Here is a 25795-nt window from a genome sequence, read left to right on the forward strand (position 1 = left end):
TGCCGATCTTCGGCACGTCGCGTGCCACGTCTGCCCGCGATGTTCTTCGTACATGTTAGATTGCCGCCCTGATCTTCTTTTGTTGTATTTATTCAGCATGGCCAGAATCTATATATCTTCCACCAAGGACGACCTTTTCCGGGAACGGCAGGCGGTAAAGGACTGGCTCGCTAGAAATGGGCATGAGCCGGTTGATAGTTACGCGCCGGATAGCGACCCCGTGCTGAAGAGTTGTCTGGCCAATGTAGCAGCCTGCCAGCTAGTCACATTGATACAGGGCTATCGACGAGGCTTTGTTCCAACAGATGACAATCCAGAGCAGCTTTCAATCACCCATCTGGAATTTCGACAGGCACGGGCACATGAAATACCGGTAATTGCCTTGCGGACTACGCGGCCGGACGCAGAGCATTCTAGTTTGTTCAATCAGGAAGAAATGTCTGATGTGGTGGCATTTCATCAAGAAATCAATGCTCTTGTCCGGCCTGGTTTGTTTGGGGATACCGAAGAGTTGCTCGAAAAACTTGGGCAGTCGGTGGATGCAGAACTCGCCAAGCTCGGCTTGGCTCTTCCATTGTGCGGTCTGGTCGCTAGCTTGTGTCAGGCGTCCGCTGATTTGTTCCAATGGCCCAGTACTTTGCCGGGCGGCCAATGGTTAGCGCCACCCGAGCTAGATGAATTGCGGGGCATCTTTGCTAACCAAACACATTCAGTGACGCTGTTGCTGGGCGAGCCGGGCTGCGGTAAATCGGCGCTGTTGGCCCACTGGGGCAATGAACTGCTAGCTCAGGGGGTGGCAGTGCTCGGGATCAAGGCTGATTGCTTACCCTGCGAAGTTACCAATGCTGGTGAATTGGCAAAAGCGTTGCGCCTTCCCCAAACTGTCGAAGCGATGGTACGGCGTATTGCCCAGGAGCAGCCGGTCGTAGTTTTGATCGATCAACTCGATGCCTTGGCGGAGTTGGTTGTCCAGCGGCCGGAGCGTCTGCGGGTGCTGCTCGATCTGATCCGCGATTTGCGCGGTATTGAGCGGGTCCATGTGGTTGCTTCCTGCCGGATTTTCGAGCAGCGCCATGACCCAGCCCTACGCCGTTTTGAGCTGGATACGCTTACCCTGGCTTTGCCAGAATGGAGTGTAGTCGAGGCGGTGTTGCGTGAACGCGGTGTGAATGCCGGAGCGTGGGCAGAGGCAGTGCGAGAGACCCTTCGCTCACCCCATGCTCTCAATGCTTTTTTGTCCTTGTTGCAGGGAACCCATGAGCCTGACTTGGCGCAAGGATTGCAAGGCTTGCTCCAGCAATTGTGGGATGAGCGGGTTATCCGTGCCGACCCCAGCGGACGACGGCGCGAACTGATGCTTGCTCTGGCCGAGAGCATGGCGGAACGGGAAAGCCTATGGTTGCCGACTGCGCGTTTCGAACACCTCCAGCAGGAATTGCAGGACCTGGAAAGGGAAGGACTGCTAATCAAGCCGGAGAGCGAGGGTAAAGTTAGTTTTCGGCATCAGACTTGGTATGAGTTTTTGCGTGCCCGCAGTTTCTTGGAACAGGGTGGGCGGCTTACAGAAGCGGTGTTGGCCGGGCAGAGCCGCTTGCGTATACGTCCTCAACTCTGGCATGCCTTGATCTATATGCGCCGCACCGATCCGGGGCTCTACGGGGAGGAGTTGAGCCGGTTATGGCAGTCGGAGCTGCGCCCTCATTTGCGCATGCTGCTAGTTGAATTCATGGGGATGCAACAGGCTCCTCTGCCATGTGAAGTCCAACTGGCCTGGGGCAATTTCGATGATCCCTGGTTTCAGCCTCGCTTTCTAGGCGCCATGACGGGAAGTTTGGGCTGGTTTAAAGAGATGGAGGCGGGGTACTTGCCGCTATTGATGCAACGCCCTGTGGATGAATGTAATCAGGTAAGGAACCTTCTTGATCGGGCGTTGGCACTAGCGCCTGAAGCTGTTTTGGCATTGGTGGACCGCTACTGGTTGCCTAATCCTGCGCTGGACACCCAAAGTTGGACTTTGCTGGTACAGAGCGATGTCGTTCCAGCGGACTTGGCTTGGGTGGCAAGGTTGGAAACGATCATTGGCCGTACCGAAGTTGCGAAATGGCACATCAATGAAGCTATCAGCATGGTCAGTGCGCTTTTCCCGGATGAGGCGCCAAGGTTGTTGGTGGCTTGGTTGCAGCGCCGCTGGCAGGCTGTTCAGAAAGAAGGTGATAGTACCGAAGCGGTTAGGAAACTCCTGGAGTCAGAGAGTTTGAGAGATCTTCCCGCTGTTGCCGAAGCGGCGCCCACAGCTTTCATCCGTGGGGTCTGGCCCATGCTGCTGAGCTTGTTTGGGAAGTCCGCAGCCCAAGAGCATCAGATTCTGATTGGTTATCGTCAATGTGGTGGGCTTCTCGATCCTTGGGCGGATGAAGCTTGGCGTCATGAACAGCCATTGCTGGAGTCTTTTGCCGTTGGTGTTCGCGGTTGGGCAAAAAAAGAGCCAGCAGCCTTTTGCGAATTCATGGCGAAATATCAGGATGTCGATTTGCTACCCATCCAGCGTCTTCTTGTCATGGGATTGGCAGAGTGCGTGGAAAGCTACGCTGATTTTGCGCTGGACTATGTTTGTGCCGATTCCCGACGACTGGTATTGGGACCATATTCTGATCACCATCAAGAGAGCAGAGCACTGATCAGTGCTCTGGTTCCTCATCTGAACGATGGACAACTGGCGCGATTGGAAGAGGCCATCATCGGATGGCAGTACTACAAGGGCCATTTTCCCGAAGACGATGCGAGTATTCGACTACGTCGCCTCAGAACTTGTCGGCAGCATCGCTACCGTTTGTTGCGCTCCATCCCTGAAGAAAAACTTAGCGCCAAAGGGCGTCAGCTTCTTCGAGAGGAGGAGCGTGCGTTCCCGAATACTGAAGATCAAGATATTCGATTCACCGGAATTTCTTGTATCGGTAGTCGGGTCAGCGCGGAGCAAATGGCCAAAGCGCCGGTCGCGGACATTCTCGCCTTGTTTGATGAACTGACTGACGATACAGGATGGGATCATCCTCGCTATTCCATGGAAGGAGGGGCGATCCAGGCGGGAGGGGCGTTGGCAAGGATGTTGGAATTCGATCCGGCAAAAGTTATCGAAGTAGTTCGCCAGCTAACACCCGGCCGAAACGAACTCCCTGTTAGCGATGTAATTCGTGATATTTCAAAGGCCAAGCTCTCTGTCGATGAAACCCTGTCGTTGATTGGGGAGCTGATCCAGAAAGGATTCTCCAGTAAGCACTTCAAACATTCGGCTGCTTACGCGATCAAGTCTTTGGCTTCTTCCTCCAATAAGATTCCGCAGGCGCTAGTGAACAGCTTGGAGGGATGGTTGGAATCCGTCGATCCTGCATCTGAAACTGTTGAGCGAGAGGATAAAAACGATCCTCACAACAGCGTGCTATGGGGATTTGGAGGGCTTGCCGCTTTGCCGGGAGGGAATTTTCCGATTTTGGCGGCACTGTCGAAAGTTTGCCTTTCTGCATCACCGCCTGCATTAGATCGTTGGCTGGATATTCTGGAGAAACACCTCAATCGCAGTGAGGCACCTCAGGTGTGGTCAGCTTTTGCCAGCCATGATTTTTTCTACTTGCATCAAGCTGACCATGAGCGTGCCCAGATTTTTCTTGATCGCCTTTTTGCGATTTTTCCCTCCATTTTTGGCGAGGTAAGAGACGTTCGCTTAATGGCCGAACTACAAAGGTGGATTTCTCCCGATTACGCCAAGCGCTGGCTGGCTGTGATGGCAAAACAGGGGGAGAGAGGCCTTCAGGGGAGCGGTGAGGTGCTGATGCTGCGGCGTGCTTGGCGCCAGAATGAAGTTTGGTTGAGCGACACACTGGAGGAACTGCTGGTTTCCGTTGCCCCGGAGGCACCCTTGCAAAAAGCCGGAGTAGCCCACACGGTGATTCGCATGTGGGAAGAGCCATCTTTTCGTTCATTGGCGCATGGCTATTTGTTACGTTTGCTGCCCAGCGACGAAAAACCGGTTCGCGATGCATTGGGCGAAATTTTCCGTCTCCGATCTGCATGGCCGCCAGATCGATTGACCTGGGAGTTAATGGATGCGCTTGCCGAAAATCCTGCCTTGTTCCTGGATGGGCGTGCCGAACATTTCCCGGCAATTCTTGAAGAGCTTGTTGAGTACCAGCCGATACGAGTAGCCAGTTTGGCTCACGTATTAATTGATACGGTGGGGGCTCATCTTGCTGATACAGCTAGCGGATGGGCATTCCACTGTGACTCCCTTATTTCCGTAGCCCTTCGTTTGCAGGATATGCCAGGTGAGATCAGCTTGCGCGGCGTTGAGTTATTTGAGCGCTTGTTGGAGTTCAATGTGTTGACAGCAGCAGAGATGGCTTTGAGTCTGGATCGGCGAACTCCAAATGCTGGGATTCGCCACAGGATACCGCGGCGACGCCTTAAGCGTTGATGCGTCCACCCAGAAATCTGTCGTTGCTACCGTTGGATAGCGAATGATATCAATGGGCACAAGGTTTGAGTTCGCAAGACTGAGAATTAGCCATTCAACCTGATTGATAGTCGAAGGGCGGCTTGTTGACGCATTGCTGGCCAAATCAGCCAGTCCCTCAAACGGCCGTCTCGGCCAGTTGCTTCCGTTGCCTATCCGGCAAGTTTTCGTGCCAAGCAGTCGGTTGACCGTCAGCTATCTTATGCAGTCGAACTTCAGCTTGTGGCCGTAACCAGCGCAAAGGTGACCCCTCCGGCGCCGAGATCAGTAAATAAGATCACGCTGCCGCGCTTGTTTGCTTATTCAATCTAATTCGTTTTCGTAGCAGTTCGGCTGCCGTATCTTCTGTCCTGCAGTTGCATTCGTCTCGTGCGACTCATCTCTCTCTCCATCACGCGCTTGCGTTTAGGCCTGCTACCTGTCGGTAGCGGGCCATTTTTTCGGCTGGCGCGAGTGTGCTGATTCGAGCTAATGCTTATACGTCGACGCTGGATTAGCAGTTAACAACTGCGTCGTTCCGTACCTGTTCCGCTCTGGATAGATTGATGCTGTGAACAGACAGGAGGTGCGTCATGGCTGCATTGATCGTTGGGGGTGATCGCGTCGATTCGTTCCGCGACTTTCTGGCCGGGCAGGGCTATGAGCCGGTTCGCCATTGGAGCGGGCGCAAGCCGGGGGAGTGCCATCGCACCATTCCGGTCGATACACGGGTCATCGTGGTGATGGTCGATCAGATCAACCACGGGCTGGTGCGCAAGATTCGTCGGGTGGCTGACGACATGGCGGTGCCGGTGGTGTTCAGCAAACGCAGCCTCGGGCAACTGAGCAGCGGGTTGGCTGGCCTCGCCTAAAAGGAAGGACAAGGCGCCCCGTTGCAATCCGGAGCGCCTTCACCTCGCTCAGTACGGCAAGTCGGCCGGGGCGAGCGGGGCGCCGCGGCGCAAGGCCTGGCGCAACAGGGATTTGGCATCGCTGCGGGAAAGTTCGTCGAGCCATGCCGGCAGGGCGCCGAAGCGGCTTTCGTAGCTGGCGAACAGGTTGTTGAAGAGATCGCTGGTGGCCGGGCGGGTCGGCAGTTCGAGGGTCAAAACCATTTTGTTGCTCCTTGCTCTCCGGTGTGTCCGGCGAGGCCGGCTCCCGGAGAGTGCTGGAGCGAGCGACGCTTTAGCCAGTATTTGTCGTCCGCCCTGGCAAGTTATCGATTAAATCCGGCGGTGCAGGGCAATTCTGCGGCGAATTCCCACGGTCGACAAAGAATTTCTGGCTATTTCGATATGCCGTCGGTGACTCCCGGCAAGTCCCTCGTCGGGTGGTTTTGGCCAACATCCTTATTACGGCGATCGTTATATCGATCTGCATTTTTATTCGTTCTGGGCATGAGCGGCGGGGAATAAATTGGTGGCTACAGACATCACTGAGTCATTTTCAGTGACCCCAAATACCCATGCGGCCGGTTGTTCCGGCTGGCCGAAAGCGAAAGGAATCGCCATGACCGATGCAGTTATCGACGCAGTTACCGACACTCAATCGTCTGCCCAGGTGTCGCCCTCGTTTGCCGAAGGTGGCAACGCCGGTGGCGCTTCGCCGATTCTTGAGCAGGCGCGCCAGCAGGCAGCTGCCGACAATCTTCCCTATGCCGGCAGCGTGACGCCGCAGGATGCCTGGGCGCTGTTCCAATCCGGCGAAGCGGTGTTGATCGACGTACGAACCGCCGAAGAGCGCAAATTCGTCGGCCATGTGCCGGAAACGAAACACGTCGCCTGGATGACCGGGCTGTCGCTGTCGCGCAACCCGCGTTTCATCAAGGAACTGGAAAGCAAGGCTGGCAAGGACGATGTTGTGCTGCTGCTCTGTCGTAGCGGCAAGCGTTCGGCAGCAGCGGCCGAAGCGGCGGCCAAAGGCGGACTCAAGAACGTTTTCAACATCCTCGAAGGGTTCGAGGGCGATCTCGACGAACAGCAGCGACGCGGTGCCTTCAATGGCTGGCGTAACGCCGGCCTGCCGTGGATTCAGGACTGATTCAAAAATTTTCAGGGAGAAAACAGCATGTCCAAATGGTTTGCAGATAACTCGCAGTCGATCGGCCGCACGCCGCTGATCAAGCTCAATCGCGTCATCGACGGCGCCAAGGCCACCGTGCTTGCCAAGATCGAAGGCCGCAACCCGGCTTATTCGGTCAAGTGCCGGATCGGTGCGGCGCTGATCAACGATGCCGAACAACGTGGCTTGCTCCATCCGGGCAAGGAGCTGGTCGAGCCGACTTCCGGCAACACCGGTATCGCGCTGGCCTTCGTTGCCGCCGCCAAGGGCATTCCGCTGACCCTGACCATGCCGGAAACGATGAGTATCGAGCGGCGCAAACTGCTCACGGCGTTTGGCGCGAAACTGGTGCTGACCGAAGGCGCCAAGGGGATGGGCGGCGCCATTGCCAAGGCCGAGGAAATCGCAGCTTCCGACCCCAAGTACGTGCTGTTGCAGCAGTTCAAGAACCCGGCCAATCCGGCCATCCATGAACTGACGACCGGCCCGGAAATCTGGGAAGACACTGATGGTGCCATCGACATCCTGGTGTCCGGTGTCGGCACTGGCGGAACGATTACCGGCGTTTCGCGCTACATCAAGAACACCAAGGGCAAGGCTATTCAGTCGGTGGCGGTCGAACCGACCGCCAGCCCGGTGCTGACCCAGGCCCGCGCCGGTGAGCCGATCAAGCCCGGCCCGCACAAGATTCAGGGTATCGGCGCCGGTTTCGTGCCGGGCGTGCTCGACCTGTCGCTGGTCGATGCCGTCGAGCAGGTGTCCAATGAGGATGCCGTGCTTTACGCCCGTCGCCTGGCCAAGGAAGAGGGCATCATCTCCGGAATTTCCAGCGGTGCTGCCGTCGCGGTGGCAGCGCGTCTGGCCGAGAAACCGGAGAACGCCGGCAAGACCATCGTCGTCATCCTGCCCGATTCCGGCGAGCGTTACCTGAGCTCCATCCTCTTCGAAGGCCTGTTCAACGAAGCCGGGCTGGCCGCATGAGACACCCGGTCGCCAACTCCTCCCTGGCCTACGAGCAGGTTGGCGGCTGGGGCGTCAAGGAAATCGTCAGCGAATTGCATGCAGCTCGCGATGCGTGGCGGGCGGCGCAGCAGCGGAGCCTGGAGTTCGCCGTGCGCGAATTCCCGTCCCGCGAGGCACTCAAGGAAATCGCTGAATCGCTGTGCGGGGTGCTGTTCCCGATGCGCCTCGGGCCGGCCGATCTGCATCAGGAAGGCGAGGATTTCTACGTCGGCCACACGCTGGACAAGGCGCTGAACGCCCTGTTCCAGCAGGTTCAGCTTGAACTGGGTTACAACCGCCGTCTGGCCTGCGAGGAAAAGAACGATGTCGAGGCTCTGGCGGCCGAGATCGTCAAGGATTTTGCCCGGCAGCTACCGGCCTTGCGCGGCTTGCTCGATGCCGATGTTGAAGCTGCCTATTCGGGTGATCCGGCCGCGCGCAGCGTCGATGAAGTGCTGCTTTGCTATCCGGGTATCCTGGCCGTTATCCATTACCGGCTGGCCCATGCCTTGTACGCGCTGGGCGTGCCGCTGGTCGCCCGCATTATTTCGGAAATCGCCCACTCGATCACCGGTATCGACATTCATCCCGGGGCGCAGATCGGTGCCGGTTTCTTCATCGACCACGGAACGGGTGTTGTCATCGGCGAAACGACCGTTATCGGCCGGAACGTTCGCGTGTATCAGGCCGTCACGCTCGGTGCCAAGCGCTTTACGCAGGACGAAAGCGGGGCGCTGGAGAAGGGCGCGCCACGCCATCCGATTCTCGAAGACGAGGTGGTGGTCTATGCCGGCGCCACCATTCTTGGGCGCATTACCATCGGTCGTGGCTCCAGTATCGGTGGCAACGTCTGGCTGACGCGCAGCGTGCCGGCCGGCAGCCACGTCTCGCAGGCCAGCTTGCAACACGAAACGGGTGGTGCCGGGAAGGTTGTCCAGTGAACGACCTGATCAACAGCTTTGGCCGGGCTGTTCGGCATTTCCGGGAACTGCGCGGCTGGTCGCAGGAGTTGCTGGCGGAAAAAGCCGACCTCAATCGCTCCTATCTGGGCGAAGTTGAGCGAGGGCAGGTCATTCCCTCCCTTGAAACGGCGGGAAAACTGGCCGGGGCGCTGGGCATCAGCATGTCGCGCCTGTTCTTCCACTGCGAGCAACGCGCGGCCTGAAGTCCTTTTTGATGGCTATAGCATGTTGAAGCGGGGGCTCCGTCTTTCGACAATGACCGACTGATTTTCTTATAAGCATTTTCATTTTTGATCTAAGGAGAGCTCACCATGGCCCAACACCCCGAAGCGACCGCCCTGAGCGACGTCGCCGCCCGGCAACTAGCCAATGCGACCAAGACCACGGCACAACTGTCGACCATCAGCCCGCGTTGGCTGGTGCACCTGTTGCAATGGCTGCCGGTCGAGGCCGGTATCTACCGCCTGAATACCGTCAAAAATCCGCGTGACGTCCGCGTCGCTTGCTCGCAGCGTGACGAATCCGAATTGCCGCAGACCTACGTCGATTACGACGAGCAGCCGCGCGAATTCTTCCTCAACGCCGTCACCACCATTCTTGACGTGCATACCCGCATTTCCGATCTGTACAGCAGCCCGCACGACCAGATCAAGGAACAGCTCCGCCTGACCATCGAAACCATCAAGGAGCGTCAGGAATCAGAGCTGATCAACAATCCGGATTACGGCCTGTTGGCCAATGTGGCCGACGAACAGCGCATTTCGACACTGACCGGCGCCCCGACCCCGGACGATCTCGACGACCTGCTGACAAAGGTCTGGAAAGAGCCGGCCTTCTTCCTGGCCCACCCGCTGGCCATCGCCGCCTTCGGCCGTGAATGCACCCGGCGTGGCGTGCCGCCGCCGACCGTTTCCCTGTTTGGCGCCCAGTTCCTGACCTGGCGCGGCATTCCCCTGATCCCGTCGGACAAGCTGCCGGTTGATGGCGGCAAGACCAGCATCATCCTGTTGCGCGTTGGCGAAAAGCGCCAGGGCGTCGTCGGCCTGTTCCAGCCAGGTCTGGCCGGCGAACAAAGCCCGGGCCTGTCGGTGCGCTTCATGGGCATCAACCGCAACGCCATCGCGTCCTACCTTATTTCGCTGTATTGCTCCCTGGCCGTGCTGGTGCCGGATGCGATTGCAGTCCTCGAAGATGTGGAGATCGGCAAGTACCATGAATATCCCGACACCTACAAGTAATGGCGTCGAGGGGCTGGGCGCTTCATCGGCGCCAGGACTCCCTGACGAGGCCACGCTTGGACGGCTTGCCTCGGAATTCTTCCGGCGGTTGCCAGGCCAATCTCTCCCTCCCCTTCAAGGGGAGGGCCGGGGTGGGGATGGGTTTAGCAACCAGCCGACTTCGCTAGGCGCAGGCAGTGCGCCGGCCCCGGAGCCGAGCCTGATCCAGTCCGGCCCGAGCGTCGCGCCGGTGCCCATCGCGCCGGACCCGGTTGACCCGGCCGGCAGCGGTGGTGCCGAGTTCGGCGTTCCGGAGGCTTATGCTGCCTCGCTGCCAGCGATTACCCCGCCGCAGCCGCCGAGCCAGTTTGCCGATCAGGCGCCGGTTTCCCCACCGGTATTTGCGTCAACTTCGCCGTACTACTTCCTCGGTGAGGCCAGTCCCTACACCCAATCGGGCGGTGTCCCGGCCAAGCCGGAAAACCGCGTCGTCGCGCAGCCTTTCGGCCTGCCCGGCGAAGGCGAGTTGAAGTCCTTGCTGGCTGAAATCTCCTCTGATCGCCAAGCACCCAAATCCCACGGTCAACCGGAAAAAACGGCCAATTTCTATTTTCTCGATTCGGCCAAGGTGCCGGAAACCGGCCCGACGGCTCGCCCGGCCTTCGACGTCAATGCCGTGCGCCGCGATTTCCCGATCCTCAACGAACGGGTGAACGGCAAGCCGCTGGTCTGGTTCGACAACGCTGCGACGACACAAAAGCCGCAGTCGGTGATTGACCGCCTCGCTTACTTCTACGCCCACGAGAATTCCAATATTCACCGGGCGGCGCATGAGCTGGCGGCGCGGGCGACTGATGCCTACGAGGCAGCGCGGCAGAAGGTGCAGCGTTTCCTCGGCGCCGGTTCGGCCGACGAGATCATCTTCGTGCGTGGTGCGACGGAAGCCATCAACCTGGTCGCCAAGACCTGGGGTGTCCAGAACATCGGCGAAGGCGATGAAATCGTTGTCTCGCTGCTCGAACACCACGCCAACATCGTGCCGTGGCAGCAGTTGGCCCAGCAAACCGGGGCGAAGATTCGCGTCATCCCCGTCGACGACAGCGGCCAGCTCAAGCTCGATGAGTTGCAGAAACTGCTCAACCCGAAAACCAAGCTCGTTTCGGTGACGCAAGTCTCGAACGCGCTGGGGACGGTGACGCCGATCAAGCAGGTGATCGACATGGCTCACGCGGCCGGCGCCAAAGTGCTGGTCGATGGCGCGCAATCGGTTTCCCATCTGCGGGTCAATGTGCAGGCGCTCGATGCCGATTTCTTCGTGTTCTCGGGCCACAAGATCTTCGGTCCGACCGGCATCGGCGTGGTCTACGGCAAGAAAGCGCTGCTCGAGCAGATGCCGCCCTGGCAAGGCGGCGGCAACATGATTGCCGACGTCACCTTCGAGAAGACGCTGTTCCAGCCGGCGCCGAACAAATTCGAAGCCGGTACCGGCAACATCGCCGACGCTGTGGGGCTGGGTGCGGCTTTGGACTATGTCGACCGTATCGGCCTCGAGAACATCGCTCGCTACGAGCACGATCTGCTGGTCTATGCCACGCGTGGCCTGTCCTCGATCCCCGGAGTGCGCCTGATCGGCACGGCGGCGGACAAGGCGAGCGTGGCTTCTTTCGTCCTGGCTGGTTATACGACGGAAGAGGTTGGCAAGGCGTTGAACGAGGAAGGCATCGCGGTGCGCTCCGGCCACCATTGTGCCCAGCCGATTCTGCGTCGCTTCGGCGTCGAAGCCACCGTGCGTCCTTCGCTGGCGTTCTACAACACCTGCGAAGAAATCGACCGGATGCTGGCCGTCGTGCGCCGTCTGGCGCGGGGCAAGGGCAAGGTTGCAGCGTAAGCTGTTTCCAGCCCCAAAAAATGCCGACGGAGACGTCGGCTTTTTTTTCGTCCCTTTTCGGCAGGATAGGGAGCCAATTTTGTTCTGGATCATGGTTGGCAGATAGCGCCATCGTTAAGCTCCCGCCATTGCGTTGTACTACGCAGAAAACGGAGAGAGCTCATGACGAAAAAACGGGTAACGACTGCAGGTGCGCTGATTCTGCTCCTCGGCCTGAGCGCTGGTTCGCTCAGCGCGGCCACCCCGGCCACCCCGGCCCACGATAGCCACGGGCACCATCACAGCAGCCCGGCGACGCTGCAGTTGAATAACGGGAGTAAGTGGCAAACCGATGCGCCCTTGCGGCAATCGATGGCGAATATTCGCCAGTCCGTCGATGCTTCACTACACGATATCCATGAGGGCAAATTGTCGACTGCCGGCTATGGCAAGTTGGCGCGCTTGGTCGAGAAAGAGGTCGCCACCATCGTCCGCAATTGCAAGCTGGCACCCGAGGCGGATGCCCAACTGCACCTGATCGTTGCCGAATTGCTTGACGGGGCCGAACAGATGAGCGGCAAGGTCAGAAAGGCCAAGCGCATCGACGGTGCCGTGAAAGTGATCGGCGCACTGGAAAAATACGCCCACTATTTTGCCGATCCGGATTTCAAGCCGATCTCTCACTAAGCGGGCATCCCGCCAGCCTGGGCTTATCCCCTTTTCCTGTGGATAAGCTTGGGGGCAGGTGAGGGGTTGATGCTCTAACGCGCTGTTGCAGAAACGATTTACATCGTTTGCCCAATAAACGGGCAGTACGCTCAGCTGCAGTAGATTTCCTGCAACATCCCAATGATCTCGCTGAGCCGCTGATCAGCGATGGCGTAGTAAACGCGGTTGGCGTCCTTGCGCGATTTGAGCAGGTTCTGGTTATGGAGCTGGGTGAGGTGCTGCGAGATATTGGGCTGTGTGGTGCCCAGTTCGTTGCAGATATCGCCGACCGTCCGCTCGCCTTGCCCGAGCAGGCAGACGATGCCGAGACGGATCGGGTGAGCGACCGCCTTGAAGCGGTGGGCAGTCAGCTCGATTTCCTTTTCGCTCCAGTTGTTGGCCATCTTATTTCTTCAGGTAGATCTGGTCGAAAGTGCCGCCATCCGCGAAGTGCGCTTTCTGCGCTTTCGGCCAGCCGCCAAAGCTGTCGTCGATGGTCACCAGCTTCATTTTCGGGAAGCTGGCCGCGTATTTGGCGGCGACCTTGGCATTGCTCGGCCGATAGTAGTGCCGGGCCGCAATGTTCTGGCCCTCCTCCGAATACAAGTAATCCAGATAGGCCTGCGCCGTCAGTCGCGTGCCACGCTTCTCGACCACCTTGTCGACCACGGCCACCGGCGGTTCGGCGAGGATCGACAGGCTGGGGGCGACGATCTCGAACTTGTCCTTGCCCAGTTCAGTGACCGCCAGGATGGCTTCGTTTTCCCAAGCGATCAGCACGTCGCCGATACCGCGTTCGACAAAGGTTGTGGTCGAACCTCGGGCACCGGAGTCGAGCACCGGCACGTTCCTGAAGATGCCGGTGACCAGCTCCTTGGCCTTCTGCTCGTTGCCGCCCGGCTGCTTCAATGCCCAGGCCCAGGCCGCCAGATAGTTCCAGCGGGCGCCGCCGGACGTCTTCGGATTCGGCGTGATGACAGCGATACCCGGCTTGGCCAGATCACCCCAATCCTTGATCGCCTTCGGATTACCCTTGCGGACGAGGAAAACGATGGTCGAGGTATAGGGCGATGAATTGTTCGGGAAGCGTTTTTGCCAGTCGGCCGGAATCAGTTTGCGCTCAGCCAGCGCATCGATGTCGTAACCCAGGGCCAGCGTCACGACATCGGCTTCCAGACCATCGGCCACCGAGCGCGCCTGCTTGCCGGAACCGCCATGCGACTGGCGGACTTGCACGGCCTGACCAGTCTTTTCCTGCCAGTGCTTGTTGAAGGCGGCGTTGAAGTCCTTGTACAGCTCGCGTGTCGGGTCATAGGAGACGTTAAGCAGCGTCGTCTGGCCAAAAGCGCTGCCCAGGCCGATTGCTACGGTCAACCCGAAAAAAAGGCCAAATTTGAACATGCGGAAACTCCGGAAGAGGGGATCGATGTGGCCAGTTTAGGGAGTTGATTAACAATCAAAAAGAATGAATTCTTCGATGCTTATCAGATTTTCATCTATACGATTTTGTCGGCCCGCAACCGCTCGAACAGACGCAGGCCTTCAGGCCAGGGGCCATGCCCCGAGTCGACGTTGATATGGCCAGCTTCACCGATGTTGAGATGCGCGCTTCCCCATTGCCCTGCCCAGTATTCAGCGGCGCTGGCCTTGACCCAGGGATCGTTGGTGCTGGCGACAACCAGACTGGGGAACTGCAATTTTTCTTCGAGCAGGGCGGTCGGTTCGCCGAAGCGGTGCGGGTCGGCCGGGGCAACGAGCAAGGCACCCAGTATGCGATCCTGGCGCTCAAAGGCGGCGGTGACGGTGGCCAGGCAGCCGAAACTGTGGGCGACGATCCACACTTTTTCGCCGATGGCATCAATTTCATCCCGAACGCGTGCCGCCCAGTCCGAAAGACAAGTACGTTCCCAGTTTTCCTGCTCGACGCGATGAGTATCGGGCAGCTGGGTTTCGAACCAGGTTTGCCAGTGGGCTGGGCCGCTGTTGCGCAGCCCCGGTACGATAAGGGTCTTGGCCATTTCTACTTCCGGAATTTCGTTGTTGGGTTTATACCGGACGAATCATATGCCCGGTCTTCAACGCCATTCTTGTTCCGGGAGGTTGCAGAGGGAACGAAGTGATTGTTATGAGCTTATCCGTTTTAACCGGGGTGTTCCCGCGAGAACACCCCGTGCCTCTTTTGGGTCAAGCCGCTTTTTTCCGTGGCTGATTGACGGCAGCGGAAGCGGCGCGCACGGTTGCCGAGGTCGTTGCATTGATGCCGGCATCGGCAATTTCAACAACCTGACGGGCCGCCTTGTTGGCGTTTGAAAATACCGTATTGGCGGCGGAAACAGCAGAACGTACCGCAGCAATGGCGACTTCGTGATGGCTGTTGCTCTTGGTATAGGTATCAAGCAAGGCGCCGATCGAGCCATGGACGCGATCCTGCTGCTGTTCGCCCAGCGCCGTGAAGGCACCCAAGGTTTCCGACGAAATGTCGTATAGCCCGCGGAAGTAAGCGATGTTTCGGTCAATGACCGGTTGGGCGATGTTCGACTGGATACGGCTGATGTCGTAAAGCTCCTTGGCCGAGAGCAGACTGCGCAGGTGGTCAAGATGATGTCTGGACAATTTGCCGACGCCGCTCAGCGAGGCTTCAATGGCGGCATTCAGGTCATCGATGGCGGCATCCTGGAATGTGGAGAACTGTTCGAGGTAAGGGGTCAGGCTCATGGGAAAGCTCCTTGCAGTAAGGTTATGAAAGGCTATTTTGAATATTGCTGCGGTGCAGCGAGTAGCCAGAATATTTCCTGCCTCTGGGCCTGCGAAGGACTTTCTTGTTATATCTTTTGTTGCTCACAGCTTTGATGAATAGAGTTTCCTGATATGACATACAGAACCATCCTGCGGATGGCATCAGTCTTCGAGCGGGCGATAACTCCAGCGCGGGATGATTAGCAGGGCGAGTACGGACAAGATGGCGCCGAGAACCAGCAGATAGAGAACGAACGGCTTGTCGGCCAGGCGCTCCGGGTACAGTTGCAGGACGACGCCGATGCCAATTCCGTTGGCACCCGTGGCCAGGATGGCCGCCGCGATGTCGTGGAAGCGGCGCACCTTGTTGACGCCATGTGCCCAGCGCGGGTCGGTGTTGTAGCTGGGCAGACGTTCGTGCGCGGAGTCGAGTTTTTCCAGTGCAGAAAGAAATGAGCGCAGGTTGGTAATGGCGCGTTCCGCCTTGTAGTTGAGGAAAGCCAGGCAGAGGCTGGTTACCGGAAAACCGAAGACCAGCCACTCGACCGGCAATTGGCGTCCGTTGCCGCCCGGATGGAGAGCAAGCAGGCCGGCGAGCAGGGTGGCGGTCAGCGTAACGAAGAGCGCCAGAGCTTGCTGGCGCTGGACGATGCGCGCATTGACCTCCTGGTAGGCGGCGATGAAACGGTAATTGGCGTCGACGAAGGTTTTGCCGGACATGGGGTTCCTTGAAGTAAAAAAGCCGTGGTTCCGGTTGGCCCGGTGCCACGGCTACAGGGGACGAATCCGTCAGAATCAGGTCAGGATGTCGGCCCAGATGTTGTTCGCCCAGGCCCGGGTGAACAGGCCTTCCTCTACCGATGGTGCGGTCGATACGCCGCCCGAGCCGGGAACGACGATCGGCGTCTTCTTTTCCGGGTCGTAGCGATGCACCGAATCGACGTGAATGGCGCGTCGGTTGTCGATCAGCGAGTAGCAGGTGTTGGCCATCAAGGTCGGCTGCGGCTCGCGGCCGGAAAGGATTTCGACAATCGCGGCAGCAGCAGCCTTGCCATGCTGGTTGGCCATGTGCCCGGATTTCGGCATGAGCGGCGCCGACAGCGTGGCATCGCCGAGGACGTGGATATTCTTGACGGCCGTCGATTCCAGCGTGATCCAGTCGATATTGACCCAGCGCTTGTTGGCATTGACCAGGCCGGCGTCGTGGGCGATCTTGCCGGCGTGCTGCGGCGGCACCAGGTTGATGACGTCGCCGCGTTCCTTGTCGCCGATTTCGTTGGTCACAATCTTCGTCGCCGCATCGATCTCGGTGACGTTCCAGTTCGGGCGGTATTCAATGATGCCGGCGTAATCGTCGTCCCAGACGCCCTTGAACAGCTTGCCCTTGGAAATGATCTGGTCATTGGCATCGAGCACAATGATTTTTGACTTCGGCTTCTCTGTCTTGAAGTAATGGGCAATCTGACTGACGCGCTCGTACGGTCCGGGCGGGCAGCGGTAGGGCGCCTTCGGGATGGTCTGCACGTAAACGCCGCCATCTGGCAGGTCGACCAGTTGCTGGCGCAGCGCGATGGTCTGCGGGCCGGCTTTCCAGGCGTGCAGGATTTTCTTCTGGGCCGCTTCGTCGTAACCGGCGACGGCGCCGAACAGGAAATCGACGCCCGGCGAAACGATCAGGCGGTCATAGGAAAACTCGCCGGCATGGTCTGTTGAAATTCGGCGTTTTTCCGAGTTGACCGTGGTAACAGTGGCATGAACCACCTTGACGCCCCAGTTCTTCTTCAGGCCTTCGTACGAATGGACGATCGACGAGAACTCGCGATTGCCGGCCAGGACTTCATTCGAGGTCGGGCAGGAAATGAATTCCTTGTTGCGCTCGATGAGCACCACTTCGATGGCGCCGTTGCTCCACTTGCGCAGGTATTTCGCCGCGGTGGCACCGCCAAAGCCGCCGCCAATGACGACGACGCGGCCGATAGTTTTGCTTTTCTTCGGCGCGGCGAATACTTCCGTCGGCAGCAGGCCGCTACCGGCCAGTGTTGCTGATACGCCAAGGCCTTGCATCAGGCGGCGACGATTTTCATTGAATCGGGTCATGGCCTGGTTTCCTTAACGTTGACGTGAGAAATAATCGGCGAGGATGGCTAACTCCTCATCGGTATAACCCTTCGCCAACTGGGTCATGATCGTCGCCTGCTTGGTGCCGGCCTTGAAGGCTTTCAGGGTTTCTTCCAGATAGCCCTTGTCGCGCCCGGCGATGGTCGGAATGGCCGACACTGCCTTGCCTTCGGAGCCATGGCAGTTGAAGCAGTTGGCGGCGAAATAGGGGCGGGCAGGGGAGGATGCGTCGGCCGCGATACCGGCAAGCGGGCACAGCAATAAGCCGACCAGCGGCAGGACTGTTTTCATGAAGGCTCCTGATTCTTGCAGCCAGTCTGTTGTTTGGGCCGCAATGGTCTTCAGACCGTAGTTTTGACGGTTCGCAATGTGCTTGAACGGAGTGCTGAACCCAACGAATTTTTTCGCATAAGTTAAGACGTCAAAACGATATGGAGGCTCTCGTTGCCCGCTTTCTCGGGCATATCGATATGTAAATTTTGTCGTTCTGTTGAAAGGTTTGTCACCCTAAGCTTGCCGGTAAATGAATATTCCATACGACTCCCATGGCCGATGACATGAGTGATTGCCCGGCAACCAACGCGTCCGAAGCGTCGGGCGACGGGCAATCTGTATCCGTCGCTCCTTCAGCGGCGAATGAACTGCCGACATTGCAGCGCAACGCGCTCAGGAAGATTTTCGATCGGCATGAATTCACGCCGGAGGAAGTGGCCACGCTCGGCTACCGTCGCCTGCAGCAGGCGGAAGGCATCGGCAACAAGGGGTTGGCGGCAATCACCGACTGGTTGGGATTGCACGGCTTCGAATTGAAGCCACCTGAGTTTTCAGGCCATCCGAAGCCGCCTCTGCCGAAAAGAATGCGCCGCAATATCGAATCGGCGATGCGCTTGTTGCGAACGCATGGCTACGTCGTACAGCAGGAGACAGACGATTTTCCTCAGAACAAGGGCGCGGCTTGAGCCTTCAGGCTCGGCTCAGGTTCGGCAGCCCCTGCGCTACGTAAAAAATTGCTTATTCAATATTTGCATTAGCTTTTTAGAATTAAGTATTTCTTCTTATAAGGCCGCTTCAATACACTGAGTCATCGATGCTGCGTTGCAGCAGGCACAGACAAAATGTATTGGAGATCGCAATGAGTATCGCCGTCCGTAACATCAGCAAGCACTTCGGTGCCTTTCATGCGCTGAACGACGTATCCATCGACATTCCTTCCGGCGAACTGGTTGCCTTGCTTGGCCCGTCGGGTTGCGGCAAAACGACGTTGCTACGCATCATCGCCGGCCTGGAGTTCGCCGATCAGGGACAAATCCTGCTCGAAGGGGACGACGCTTCGGATCGCCATGTCCGCGAACGTGAGGTCGGCTTCGTCTTCCAGCATTACGCGCTGTTCCGGCACATGACGGTGTTCGATAACGTGGCTTTTGGTCTGCGCGTCAAGCCGCGCAAGTTCCGTCCAAACGAAGCGGAAATCCGCAAGCGTGTGACGCGCCTTCTTGATCTTGTTCAACTTGGCTGGTTGGCCGATCGCTTTCCATCGCAACTGTCCGGTGGCCAACGTCAGCGTATCGCCCTGGCGCGAGCCCTGGCCGTCGAGCCGAAGGTGCTGTTGCTGGACGAGCCGTTCGGTGCGCTCGATGCAAAGGTACGCAAGGAACTCCGTCGCTGGTTGCGCCAGTTGCACGACGAAATCCACGTGACCAGCGTTTTTGTCACGCACGACCAGGAAGAGGCTTTGGAAGTCTCCGACCGCGTCGTGCTGATGAACAAGGGCAAGGTTGAGCAGATTGGGGCTCCGGACGTGGTCTACGACCATCCCGCCACGCCTTTTGTCGCGAGTTTCCTGGGGTCGGTCAATCTGTTCCACGGACGAGTTGAGGATGGCCACCTGCATGTTGGCGAGCACGCGCTGGCCGTCGGCAGCGAACACAATGCGACCGATTCGGCCATCGGTTTTGTCCGGCCGCACGAATTCGACCTGCTGCCGGCCAACGCGCCGGGAACCGGCCTGCCGGCGAAGATCCTGCGCGTCATCGCCATCGGTCCGCTGGCCCAGGTCGAGCTGACGCGCCAGAACGGCGAGTTGCTGGAAGTTTCAGTGCTACGCGATACGCTTGCTGCGCTTGGCTTGCGTGAAGGCGACGAAGTGTCCGTGCGGCCACGCCACATCCGTGTTTTCCAGAACAACGAAAAAATAGCCGCCTGACGGCCGCGACAGGGAGAAAACAATGAATTTCCAGCAACTCAGGATCGTCCGCGAGACAGTGCGCCAGGATTTCAACCTGACCGAGGTGGCCAACGCCCTCTACACATCACAACCCGGGGTCAGCAAGCACATTAAGGATCTTGAAGACGAACTCGGCATCGAAGTCTTCATCCGCCGCGGCAAGCGTTTGCTCGGCTTGACCGAGCCGGGCAAGGAACTGGTCAGCGTAGTCGAGCGCATCCTGCTCGATACGCAGAACCTGCGCCGTATCGCCGACCAGTTTGCCAGCCGGGAAACCGGCCATTTCGTCGTGGCGACCACCCATACCCAGGCACGCTACGCGCTACCGAAGATCATCCAGTGGTTCAAGGCCGATTACCCCAAGGTCCATCTGACCTTGTTGCAGGGCAGCCCGCGTGAAATCGCCGAACTGGTTGAAACGGGACAGGCCGACGTGGGCATTGCCACCGAGTCGCTCGACAAGGTTCCCGAACTGGCCTCGTTTCCATTTTATTCATGGCACCACGCGGTGATCGTGCCGGAAGGCCACCCGCTGCTTGCCCTCGAGAATGTGACGCTCGAAGCATTGGGCGACTATCCCATCATCACTTATCACGACGGTTTTACCGGGCGCGGACACGTAGACAAGGGATTTGCCGATGCGGGCATTGTTCCGGATATTGTTCTCTCGGCAATCGATGCCGACGTGATCAAGACCTATGTCAATCTGGGTCTGGGGGTCGGTATCGTCGCATCGGTCGCCTACGATGCCGAACAAGACCGCAACCTGGTGCTCATCCCCGTTCCCGATCTGTTTCCGGCCAATACGACACGCATTGCCGTTCGCCGTGGTACGTACTTGCGCAGCTATGTCCATGCGTTCATTGAGAAGGTCTGTCCAGATCTCGGAGAAGAGGCGATCAAGGCGCTCTTGAAGCCACAGAATGGTTCTGAATAATTTCGAATAGTCGAGCTATGAATGACTGCACCGTATTCCTAACACACGGGGGTAATGTCAAACGAATTAGGGCGGGGGAGGGTGCCCAATTTCCGCTGCTCGGCCAAAGAAGACGTTCAGTGGTGATCAGAAGTGCGACGGCTTTGCTACCTGAAGCTGACCTGTTACCTTGAGTACCTCAAAAAAGCGATACCTATTTAGATCAGCCGGATCTGACTACGTGAGCCTTACCATTCCGCAGGCTCACGGCAAAACAGATAATCCGCTCCCGCCACTCGACCGGTACGACATCCGCGTGGGTTACGTCGGAGGCGATATTAAGAAAGATCGCTAGCGGATAGTCGAGAATCTCCATCATTTGGACCAAGCTCTCGATATCAGCGGCGGCGCGTTCAACTGTCGCTGCACGCTTCAGTTCAATGACCGCAACATTTCCGTCCCGGCGTGAGAGGTGCCTGTTCGGGTCAAAGGGTTCGTGAATGATGATATCGGGCCTGATTGTGAGCCCGTGTACGCGGAGCCGTTTCTGGTACTCCTGTTCGATTATGGCTTGATCTGGCAAAAAGCCCTCCGGGATAATTCGCTGCAATCTGACCAGCAGCTCGCCTTGAAATCCCCGTTCGGTCTCGTAGAAACGGGGGGTAGTGATAGCACAGAGCGCCGTAGTCAGGTGCTCAAGGAAAATGTCGCGGTTCATGGCATCGCTCTCAATCACTAGCTTTTCGCTCCCGCCATTTCCGTTCTTCCGCCTCGATGTCGATGCCGTCCACGCTCATGAAATATTCTTTCTGGCTAAAGCGTTTGATGTGGACAAGGTCGGGATCGTGCCTACATGGCATGCTGAGGTCGAGCTTTTCCCCGCCAAATGCCTCAATGGCACCGGATAGAAGTTCGCCGAGCAGCTTCCATGCCTCGAATGCGACATCAAGTAAATCTCTGTCGGGAAATTGCGGGATCATCCACGTGCGCCATAGAGCAGGCGCAGAATCACAATCCGGTCCGAGACCGCGCAGAAACTTGTCTGTCCGGCATATTTCTTTGTACCTCTCATAAGCTTCGTCTGACGTTTCCCAGGGACGGACGGCAAATGGGAAAGACAGTTTGATCTTCCTTCCCTCAGTCGTTCCGACTTGGCCCTGACTTTTTAGGTTCAGCGCGCCATGGTGAACGATGAAATCACGCTGTTTCCCAAGTATCTTGAACAAGTCGTTTTTGAAAACGGTATCCTGCAGCGGTTTGATCTTTGCCCTGGCCTCCGGATGTAGCTGCAGATCGTTTTGAAGCTTTAGCGGCACCTCCTTGATGGCACGGATGAAGGAATTCAGCGAATATCGGAACGGCTCGGGCTCGTGATAATTGGCTTCCATCTGGTGTAGGTGCCAGTGGCATTCCTGCCATCTGTCGAGAGATAGCTCCAATTTGTTGTGCTCACAATGCTCCATCGAATCTCCATTCGATTGTATCGTCACCGTTCGCCATTGACCGGCTTCTCCAGGAAATGCTAAAGGGATTGGTTGGTAGATACTAAATTTTAATATTCTATGTGCACAGGCCCGGCTACTGGTAGTCGGAAACTCCCAACTGGCCAAATCTAGTCAGGGAGCAGCCATTTTGCCTTTGGAGTCTTGGAGTAACGGGGTGTGCTAGCCGGCTTCTTTGGCTTTGCTTTCGTCCTAGTATTTCCACGGGCCCCATACCTTTTCGGAACGAGGTAGTTTAAGGATAGTAAAGACACAGTCGTATTGCTCAGAGACGATCTTCATTTCCTTGAGAATGCTGTTCTTGTCAGCATGAGGAAACCAAACTTGCGCGGCCATTTCGACCCCGTGGCGATCATGGGTAACTGTCGCATTTGCCGCCAATGAGGCGCTTGGAATTTCGATGGCGCTTTGACTGGTCTTGAAAAAGGCGCCGGCATTGAAGGCTCTATTGCTGGACCAGGCCCAGTCCATATACCCGTCTTTCGAGACGACCAGCACAGCACTGTCGTCTGTATGCTCAAGCCATCTCAAGGTCGCGGCTGTCAAAGAGACACCATAGCGATCGGCGCAGTGCCCGAGCAGGTCAAAATCGACTTCGGCATTGAGTTGCTTACGGTAGTCGTTCAGCGGCATGAGTAAGTGAGATGCAAACAGATCGGCTTGGGCTTCGATATTGTTTGAGTCTGCAGACCAATTGCGCATATCCTCCTCGGTGCACATGAATTCATTCTGCATTGTTCGGTGCAGAATGTAGTGACCTAGCTCGTGAGCTTGAGTGAAGCGTGTACGGCCTTCCGAGGTGACTTTTGAGTTGTAAAGCAGCTTCCAGGCCGTCTTGCTCTCATTCGGGAACAGCATGCCGTCAAACTTCTTGATAGCAACCCCCTCAATTTCCGTGATTGGGTCCGACCATTTGAAGATATTGGCCGTTTCCATGGCCATCAATGGCACATCTACTGGGAACCGTTTTTGGAATTCTGCTGGAATGGCATCCAGAATTTTGCTGAGGCGGTTGGCTGCCTTCTGGGGCGTCTGATTGTCGCTCATCAGCTCTTCTTGAAGGTTTCCATTATCTTGCGCAGACGTTCCTTGTCTTCGGCTTCCAGATCTTGGTAGTCGCGATAGAACGCTGCATCGAGGTGTCTTTGTTCTGGCGCGCGAATGTCATCCTCAATGAAGAAAACCGAGTCAACACCGAGCACTTTCCCTAGTGCATTTAGCTTCTCGGCCGATGGTCGCTGCGACTCCCTGTTTTCAAGTTCCCAAATATAGCTTTTGCTGAGTCCAGAGAGTTCGGCGAGCTTTTCCAGAGTCAGTCCTTTGTCTTTGCGAAGTGATTTCAGCTTTTCGCCGAGTCGAGTTGCCACTTTTTTCTCCGTGTTTACAACATCTTATTTAATAGTAGCACGATTCCGAACTTTTTCTATGGCTTTTTCAATTCGAGAGGTGTAGCATCTGGCAAAAGTTCGCTATTCCGAACATTTAGTTAGTATATATTGGTATTCAAGGAAACCCAGTCGCTCGGTCTGAAGCAATAAAAAACGAAAGGAATATGGATGTCGAAGGAGCATGTTGGGCACGCGGAGTTGGCCAGCTTCGCTGAAGAGAGGGTCAATCTGCCCAAAGATAAGGCCGACGAATATCGCGATCAAGCCCAGCGCCTTCAGGACAAGCTGGAGCGCTATCTGGACGAGCACCCCGACTTTACGCTGAAGCGCATGCTTCTGTCGGGCAGCCTGGCCAAAGGCACTGCGCTGCGTTCGCTGAACGATATCGATGTGGCAGTTTACATCCAGGGTGCCGATGCACCGCATGACGTGAGAGCCTTGCTGGGCTACCTGACCGAGCGGTTGCGCAAAGCCTTCCCGAACTTTAGTCCGGATCAGGTGAAGCCGCAGACCTATTCGGTCACGGTCTCGTTCAAAGGTAGCGGCCTTGATGTCGACGTGGTGCCAATATTGTATTCGGGCAAGCCGCAGTGGCGCGGCAACCTGGTTAGCCAGGACGATGGTTCCCTCCTGGAAACCAGCATCCCGCTGCACCTCGAGTTCGCACGCAAGCGGAAACGGGCGCAGACGCCGCACTTCGCCCAGGTTGTTCGGCTGGTGAAGTATTGGGCTTCCCTGCAGAAGGCGGCAAACCCGGAAAATTTCCGTTTCAAGTCTTTCATGATCGAGATGATCCTCGCGAAGCTTTCGGATACGGGCGTGGATTTCTCGGATTATCCTGAGGCGCTGCAGTCGTTCTTTACCTTCATCGCGAACAACGGTCTCCAAAAGCGCATTGTGTTCGAGGACAACTATCTGGCATCGGATGTGCCTGCATCGAATGACCTGATCCAGATCATCGATCCGGTCAATGCCACGAACAACGTCGCGCGCCTGTATACCCGAACCAATCTCGATGCCATCGTCGATGCCGCTCTCGACGCCGGCGACGCGATCGATGCGGCGCTTGCCGCGCCCACCAAGCAGCTGACCACCTACTACTGGCAGAAGGTCTTCGGCTCGTCATTCCAGGTCTGAGGTGCCTATGTCCTCCTTTACCATCACCGATTCTGCTACTTTTACAATCACCCATGCCCGCCACATGGGCGCCAAAGTCGCCGCAGACTTGAAGCGCATTCAGCGCTTGTACGGCAGCATCAGCGACGAGTTGATCGCTGGATATGAAGCCGAGTTGATCGAATACATCAAAGCCGGCTACGTCGACACCGTGACTTACGGCTTCCAGATCAACGATCAGTGGATCGAGCCCACGCTGCGCTATACGGCACGCGAACTGAATGGCTACGACGTCAGTGACGACGATCCCGGCAAGGTGCGGCCTGGCGCAGACGTCATCGGCGCTCGTTTCACCAGCTATCTCACCTATAGCAGCAAGTGGAGCAATGCGAGCCAAGCCGAAAAAGATTCATTCAAGGGACGGCTTCCGTTTAGCCGGGGTACCGGTTCCGAACCGACGATCAGGGGCTACATGCTCAACGATAAGACTTATTCGGCCGGCGGCCGCTCCCTTTCCCGGTCCAGCGTAAGGAGCTTTTGATGATGAACAAACCCACAATTGACGAACTGTTTGAACGTCGTATCACCTATCCCGATTTCGAGCCACAGGAGCGACTGGCCAAGCTGGTCGGTTTGGACGACCAAAAGGCCCGGCTTGGCAAGATCCTAGGCCTACTAGTGAATCCGGTGGCTCTGGATACGTGGGCCAAGGAGCATCATCCCGGTCAGGCGGCGAAAGCGTTGCTCGATACAGTGCTGCGCCGTCCGCCGCTGGTTGTCCTCGCCGGCGACGTCGGCTCCGGTAAGACTGAACTGGCCGAGACGATCGGCGATGCCGTCGCACGCGCGCAGCGCATCAACATCACCCTGTTTCCCTTGAGCCTGGCGACGCGCGGCCAGGGGCGTGTTGGTGAAATGACGCAGCTCGTTTCCGCTGCCTTCGACCATACAGTGGATGAGGCGAAGAAACTCAAGGGTGCTGGAAGTGGTCCTTCGCGTGGTGCGGTCATTCTGCTGGTCGATGAAGCGGATGCACTAGCCCAGTCGCGTGAGAACGCGCAGATGCACCATGAGGATCGTGCCGGGGTTAACGCCTTTATCCGCGGGATAGACCGGATTGCCAACGCCCATCTGCCAGCGGCGGTCATCATGTGCACTAACCGCTTGAGTGCCCTGGATCCGGCTGTACGTCGCCGTGCTGCGGAAGTGTTGAGTTTTTCCCGTCCGAACGAAGAACAGCGCCGCCATGTTCTCCACCATCGCCTTGCTCCGTTAGGCCTCGGTACGCAGCATATCGACGCACTGGTTCGTGCGACGGGTGCAAAGAACGGCCATGATACCGGCTTCACTTTTTCCGATCTGACGCAACGCCTGATTCCGACGATCGTACTTGACGCCTACCCCTCGAATCCAGTTGATGGCACGCGGGCGATTGCGATTGCTCACGATATGCAACCCACGCCGCCTTTTCGCGACGGCGTGAACTAAGCAG

General features: G+C 57.4%; 27 protein-coding genes. 15 read left to right on the forward strand and 12 right to left on the reverse strand.

What is annotated here, in order from left to right; all coding sequences use genetic code 11:
- The first annotated feature begins 97 nt into the window (after positions 1-97).
- Together KI610_RS06000 and KI610_RS06005 are read left to right on the forward strand one after the other, a co-directional pair.
- Positions 98-4468 (forward strand): DUF4062 domain-containing protein, encoded by a 4371-nt coding sequence (locus KI610_RS06000; RefSeq protein WP_226497751.1) that lies wholly within the window; start codon positions 98-100, stop codon positions 4466-4468.
- Positions 4469-5079: 611 nt separating this feature from the next.
- On the forward strand, positions 5080-5358 hold the full coding sequence (locus tag KI610_RS06005; protein ID WP_226497752.1) for a DUF2325 domain-containing protein: 279 nt from the start codon (positions 5080-5082) through the stop codon (positions 5356-5358).
- Between the two features lie 48 nt (positions 5359-5406).
- Here the strand turns inward: KI610_RS06005 and KI610_RS06010 are convergent, their stop codons facing one another.
- Complete coding sequence (locus KI610_RS06010; RefSeq protein WP_226497753.1) at positions 5407-5601, reverse strand: hypothetical protein; 195 nt, start codon at positions 5599-5601, stop codon at positions 5407-5409.
- Positions 5602-5995: 394 nt separating this feature from the next.
- Between KI610_RS06010 and KI610_RS06015 the strand changes: the two genes are divergently transcribed.
- The 7 genes from KI610_RS06015 to KI610_RS06045 all read left to right on the forward strand — a co-directional run bounded on the left by KI610_RS06015 (position 5996) and on the right by KI610_RS06045 (position 12282).
- Positions 5996-6526: a rhodanese-like domain-containing protein gene (locus KI610_RS06015; protein WP_226497754.1), complete on the forward strand. Its 531-nt coding sequence runs from the start codon at positions 5996-5998 to the stop codon at positions 6524-6526.
- A gap of 27 nt (positions 6527-6553) precedes the next feature.
- On the forward strand, positions 6554-7528 hold the full coding sequence (gene cysK, locus KI610_RS06020; protein ID WP_226497755.1) for a cysteine synthase A: 975 nt from the start codon (positions 6554-6556) through the stop codon (positions 7526-7528).
- The gene (gene epsC / locus KI610_RS06025) at positions 7525-8490 is read left to right on the forward strand and encodes a serine O-acetyltransferase EpsC (RefSeq protein WP_226497756.1); all 966 of its coding nucleotides are present in this window, start codon (positions 7525-7527) and stop codon (positions 8488-8490) included. The genes cysK and epsC overlap by 4 nt, the downstream gene beginning before the upstream one ends.
- Positions 8487-8714 (forward strand): helix-turn-helix domain-containing protein, encoded by a 228-nt coding sequence (locus tag KI610_RS06030; RefSeq protein WP_226497757.1) that lies wholly within the window; start codon positions 8487-8489, stop codon positions 8712-8714. The genes epsC and KI610_RS06030 overlap by 4 nt, the downstream gene beginning before the upstream one ends.
- 108 nt (positions 8715-8822) lie before the next feature.
- On the forward strand, positions 8823-9749 hold the full coding sequence (locus KI610_RS06035) for a family 2A encapsulin nanocompartment shell protein (RefSeq protein ID WP_226497758.1): 927 nt from the start codon (positions 8823-8825) through the stop codon (positions 9747-9749).
- Positions 9724-11616, forward strand: coding sequence for a family 2A encapsulin nanocompartment cargo protein cysteine desulfurase (locus KI610_RS06040; RefSeq protein ID WP_264179195.1), 1893 nt, complete (start codon positions 9724-9726; stop codon positions 11614-11616). The genes KI610_RS06035 and KI610_RS06040 overlap by 26 nt, the downstream gene beginning before the upstream one ends.
- Before the next feature lie 162 nt (positions 11617-11778).
- Complete coding sequence (locus KI610_RS06045) at positions 11779-12282, forward strand: hypothetical protein (protein WP_226497760.1); 504 nt, start codon at positions 11779-11781, stop codon at positions 12280-12282.
- 131 nt (positions 12283-12413) lie between these two features.
- Here KI610_RS06045 and KI610_RS06050 read toward each other — a convergent pair whose 3' ends face one another.
- The 7 genes from KI610_RS06050 to KI610_RS06080 form a co-directional block, all read right to left on the reverse strand.
- Entirely contained in the window at positions 12414-12707 is a 294-nt protein-coding gene (locus tag KI610_RS06050; protein ID WP_226497761.1) for an ArsR/SmtB family transcription factor, read from the reverse strand.
- Position 12708: 1 nt separating this feature from the next.
- Complete coding sequence (locus KI610_RS06055; RefSeq protein WP_226497762.1) at positions 12709-13704, reverse strand: sulfate ABC transporter substrate-binding protein; 996 nt, start codon at positions 13702-13704, stop codon at positions 12709-12711.
- 95 nt (positions 13705-13799) lie between these two features.
- Positions 13800-14321: an RBBP9/YdeN family alpha/beta hydrolase gene (locus KI610_RS06060; protein WP_226497763.1), complete on the reverse strand. Its 522-nt coding sequence runs from the start codon at positions 14319-14321 to the stop codon at positions 13800-13802.
- A gap of 166 nt (positions 14322-14487) precedes the next feature.
- Complete coding sequence (locus tag KI610_RS06065; protein WP_226497764.1) at positions 14488-15018, reverse strand: phasin family protein; 531 nt, start codon at positions 15016-15018, stop codon at positions 14488-14490.
- Positions 15019-15201: 183 nt separating this feature from the next.
- The gene (locus KI610_RS06070) at positions 15202-15759 is read right to left on the reverse strand and encodes a hypothetical protein (protein ID WP_226497765.1); all 558 of its coding nucleotides are present in this window, start codon (positions 15757-15759) and stop codon (positions 15202-15204) included.
- 75 nt (positions 15760-15834) lie between these two features.
- Positions 15835-17136 (reverse strand): NAD(P)/FAD-dependent oxidoreductase, encoded by a 1302-nt coding sequence (locus KI610_RS06075; protein WP_226497766.1) that lies wholly within the window; start codon positions 17134-17136, stop codon positions 15835-15837.
- 12 nt (positions 17137-17148) lie between these two features.
- Positions 17149-17448, reverse strand: coding sequence for a c-type cytochrome (locus KI610_RS06080; RefSeq protein ID WP_226497767.1), 300 nt, complete (start codon positions 17446-17448; stop codon positions 17149-17151).
- A 254-nt stretch (positions 17449-17702) separates the two neighbouring features.
- Between KI610_RS06080 and KI610_RS06085 the strand changes: the two genes are divergently transcribed.
- The 3 genes from KI610_RS06085 to KI610_RS06095 all read left to right on the forward strand — a co-directional run bounded on the left by KI610_RS06085 (position 17703) and on the right by KI610_RS06095 (position 20318).
- On the forward strand, positions 17703-18116 hold the full coding sequence (locus KI610_RS06085; RefSeq protein WP_226497768.1) for a hypothetical protein: 414 nt from the start codon (positions 17703-17705) through the stop codon (positions 18114-18116).
- A 173-nt stretch (positions 18117-18289) separates the two neighbouring features.
- Positions 18290-19360, forward strand: a complete 1071-nt coding sequence (locus KI610_RS06090; protein WP_226497769.1) for a sulfate/molybdate ABC transporter ATP-binding protein — start codon at positions 18290-18292, stop codon at positions 19358-19360.
- 22 nt (positions 19361-19382) lie between these two features.
- Positions 19383-20318 (forward strand): CysB family HTH-type transcriptional regulator, encoded by a 936-nt coding sequence (locus KI610_RS06095; RefSeq protein WP_226497770.1) that lies wholly within the window; start codon positions 19383-19385, stop codon positions 20316-20318.
- A 202-nt stretch (positions 20319-20520) separates the two neighbouring features.
- On the opposite strand, the gene KI610_RS06100 is transcribed toward KI610_RS06095, so the two are convergent.
- From KI610_RS06100 to KI610_RS06115, 4 genes are all read right to left on the reverse strand, one after another.
- Positions 20521-21015 (reverse strand): hypothetical protein, encoded by a 495-nt coding sequence (locus KI610_RS06100; protein ID WP_226497771.1) that lies wholly within the window; start codon positions 21013-21015, stop codon positions 20521-20523.
- Between the two features lie 10 nt (positions 21016-21025).
- Positions 21026-21685 carry a hypothetical protein gene (locus KI610_RS06105; RefSeq protein ID WP_226497772.1) on the reverse strand — a complete coding sequence of 220 codons (660 nt, stop codon included), beginning with the start codon at positions 21683-21685 and terminating at the stop codon, positions 21026-21028.
- Between the two features lie 306 nt (positions 21686-21991).
- Entirely contained in the window at positions 21992-22846 is an 855-nt protein-coding gene (locus tag KI610_RS06110; protein WP_226497773.1) for an ImmA/IrrE family metallo-endopeptidase, read from the reverse strand.
- Complete coding sequence (locus KI610_RS06115; protein ID WP_226497774.1) at positions 22846-23166, reverse strand: helix-turn-helix domain-containing protein; 321 nt, start codon at positions 23164-23166, stop codon at positions 22846-22848. The genes KI610_RS06110 and KI610_RS06115 overlap by 1 nt, the downstream gene beginning before the upstream one ends.
- A gap of 189 nt (positions 23167-23355) precedes the next feature.
- Here KI610_RS06115 and KI610_RS06120 point away from each other — a divergent pair, with 189 nt between their 5' ends.
- From KI610_RS06120 to KI610_RS06130, 3 genes are read left to right on the forward strand one after another with little or no spacing between them, the layout of a single operon-like run.
- Positions 23356-24324 (forward strand): CBASS oligonucleotide cyclase, encoded by a 969-nt coding sequence (locus tag KI610_RS06120; protein ID WP_226497775.1) that lies wholly within the window; start codon positions 23356-23358, stop codon positions 24322-24324.
- A 7-nt stretch (positions 24325-24331) separates the two neighbouring features.
- Complete coding sequence (locus KI610_RS06125; RefSeq protein WP_226497776.1) at positions 24332-24844, forward strand: HORMA-1 domain-containing protein; 513 nt, start codon at positions 24332-24334, stop codon at positions 24842-24844.
- Positions 24844-25791, forward strand: coding sequence for an AAA family ATPase (locus tag KI610_RS06130; protein WP_226497777.1), 948 nt, complete (start codon positions 24844-24846; stop codon positions 25789-25791). The genes KI610_RS06125 and KI610_RS06130 overlap by 1 nt, the downstream gene beginning before the upstream one ends.
- Positions 25792-25795 lie beyond the last annotated feature (4 nt).

It is taken from the genome of Ferribacterium limneticum (assembly GCF_020510565.1).
Lineage (GTDB): Bacteria > Pseudomonadota > Gammaproteobacteria > Burkholderiales > Rhodocyclaceae > Azonexus > Azonexus limneticus_B.

What these genes read in the sequence shown, in the direction of transcription:
- KI610_RS06090 (WP_226497769.1), top strand. Translation starts at nt 18,290, where the DNA reads ATGAGTATCGCCGTCCGTAACATCAGCAAGCACTTCGGTGCCTTTCAT.
- KI610_RS06110 (WP_226497773.1), bottom strand. Translation starts at nt 22,846, where the DNA reads ATGAGCGACAATCAGACGCCCCAGAAGGCAGCCAACCGCCTCAGCAAA.
- KI610_RS06000 (WP_226497751.1), top strand. Translation starts at nt 98, where the DNA reads ATGGCCAGAATCTATATATCTTCCACCAAGGACGACCTTTTCCGGGAA.
- KI610_RS06050 (WP_226497761.1), bottom strand. Translation starts at nt 12,707, where the DNA reads ATGGCCAACAACTGGAGCGAAAAGGAAATCGAGCTGACTGCCCACCGC.
- KI610_RS06015 (WP_226497754.1), top strand. Translation starts at nt 5,996, where the DNA reads ATGACCGATGCAGTTATCGACGCAGTTACCGACACTCAATCGTCTGCC.
- KI610_RS06125 (WP_226497776.1), top strand. Translation starts at nt 24,332, where the DNA reads ATGTCCTCCTTTACCATCACCGATTCTGCTACTTTTACAATCACCCAT.
- epsC (WP_226497756.1), top strand. Translation starts at nt 7,525, where the DNA reads ATGAGACACCCGGTCGCCAACTCCTCCCTGGCCTACGAGCAGGTTGGC.
- KI610_RS06085 (WP_226497768.1), top strand. Translation starts at nt 17,703, where the DNA reads ATGGCCGATGACATGAGTGATTGCCCGGCAACCAACGCGTCCGAAGCG.
- KI610_RS06040 (WP_264179195.1), top strand. Translation starts at nt 9,724, where the DNA reads ATGAATATCCCGACACCTACAAGTAATGGCGTCGAGGGGCTGGGCGCT.
- KI610_RS06070 (WP_226497765.1), bottom strand. Translation starts at nt 15,759, where the DNA reads ATGTCCGGCAAAACCTTCGTCGACGCCAATTACCGTTTCATCGCCGCC.
- KI610_RS06075 (WP_226497766.1), bottom strand. Translation starts at nt 17,136, where the DNA reads ATGACCCGATTCAATGAAAATCGTCGCCGCCTGATGCAAGGCCTTGGC.
- KI610_RS06120 (WP_226497775.1), top strand. Translation starts at nt 23,356, where the DNA reads ATGTCGAAGGAGCATGTTGGGCACGCGGAGTTGGCCAGCTTCGCTGAA.
- KI610_RS06130 (WP_226497777.1), top strand. Translation starts at nt 24,844, where the DNA reads ATGATGAACAAACCCACAATTGACGAACTGTTTGAACGTCGTATCACC.
- KI610_RS06035 (WP_226497758.1), top strand. Translation starts at nt 8,823, where the DNA reads ATGGCCCAACACCCCGAAGCGACCGCCCTGAGCGACGTCGCCGCCCGG.
- KI610_RS06045 (WP_226497760.1), top strand. Translation starts at nt 11,779, where the DNA reads ATGACGAAAAAACGGGTAACGACTGCAGGTGCGCTGATTCTGCTCCTC.
- KI610_RS06010 (WP_226497753.1), bottom strand. Translation starts at nt 5,601, where the DNA reads ATGGTTTTGACCCTCGAACTGCCGACCCGCCCGGCCACCAGCGATCTC.
- KI610_RS06065 (WP_226497764.1), bottom strand. Translation starts at nt 15,018, where the DNA reads ATGAGCCTGACCCCTTACCTCGAACAGTTCTCCACATTCCAGGATGCC.
- KI610_RS06005 (WP_226497752.1), top strand. Translation starts at nt 5,080, where the DNA reads ATGGCTGCATTGATCGTTGGGGGTGATCGCGTCGATTCGTTCCGCGAC.
- KI610_RS06055 (WP_226497762.1), bottom strand. Translation starts at nt 13,704, where the DNA reads ATGTTCAAATTTGGCCTTTTTTTCGGGTTGACCGTAGCAATCGGCCTG.
- KI610_RS06080 (WP_226497767.1), bottom strand. Translation starts at nt 17,448, where the DNA reads ATGAAAACAGTCCTGCCGCTGGTCGGCTTATTGCTGTGCCCGCTTGCC.
- cysK (WP_226497755.1), top strand. Translation starts at nt 6,554, where the DNA reads ATGTCCAAATGGTTTGCAGATAACTCGCAGTCGATCGGCCGCACGCCG.
- KI610_RS06100 (WP_226497771.1), bottom strand. Translation starts at nt 21,015, where the DNA reads ATGAACCGCGACATTTTCCTTGAGCACCTGACTACGGCGCTCTGTGCT.
- KI610_RS06060 (WP_226497763.1), bottom strand. Translation starts at nt 14,321, where the DNA reads ATGGCCAAGACCCTTATCGTACCGGGGCTGCGCAACAGCGGCCCAGCC.
- KI610_RS06105 (WP_226497772.1), bottom strand. Translation starts at nt 21,685, where the DNA reads ATGGAAGCCAATTATCACGAGCCCGAGCCGTTCCGATATTCGCTGAAT.
- KI610_RS06095 (WP_226497770.1), top strand. Translation starts at nt 19,383, where the DNA reads ATGAATTTCCAGCAACTCAGGATCGTCCGCGAGACAGTGCGCCAGGAT.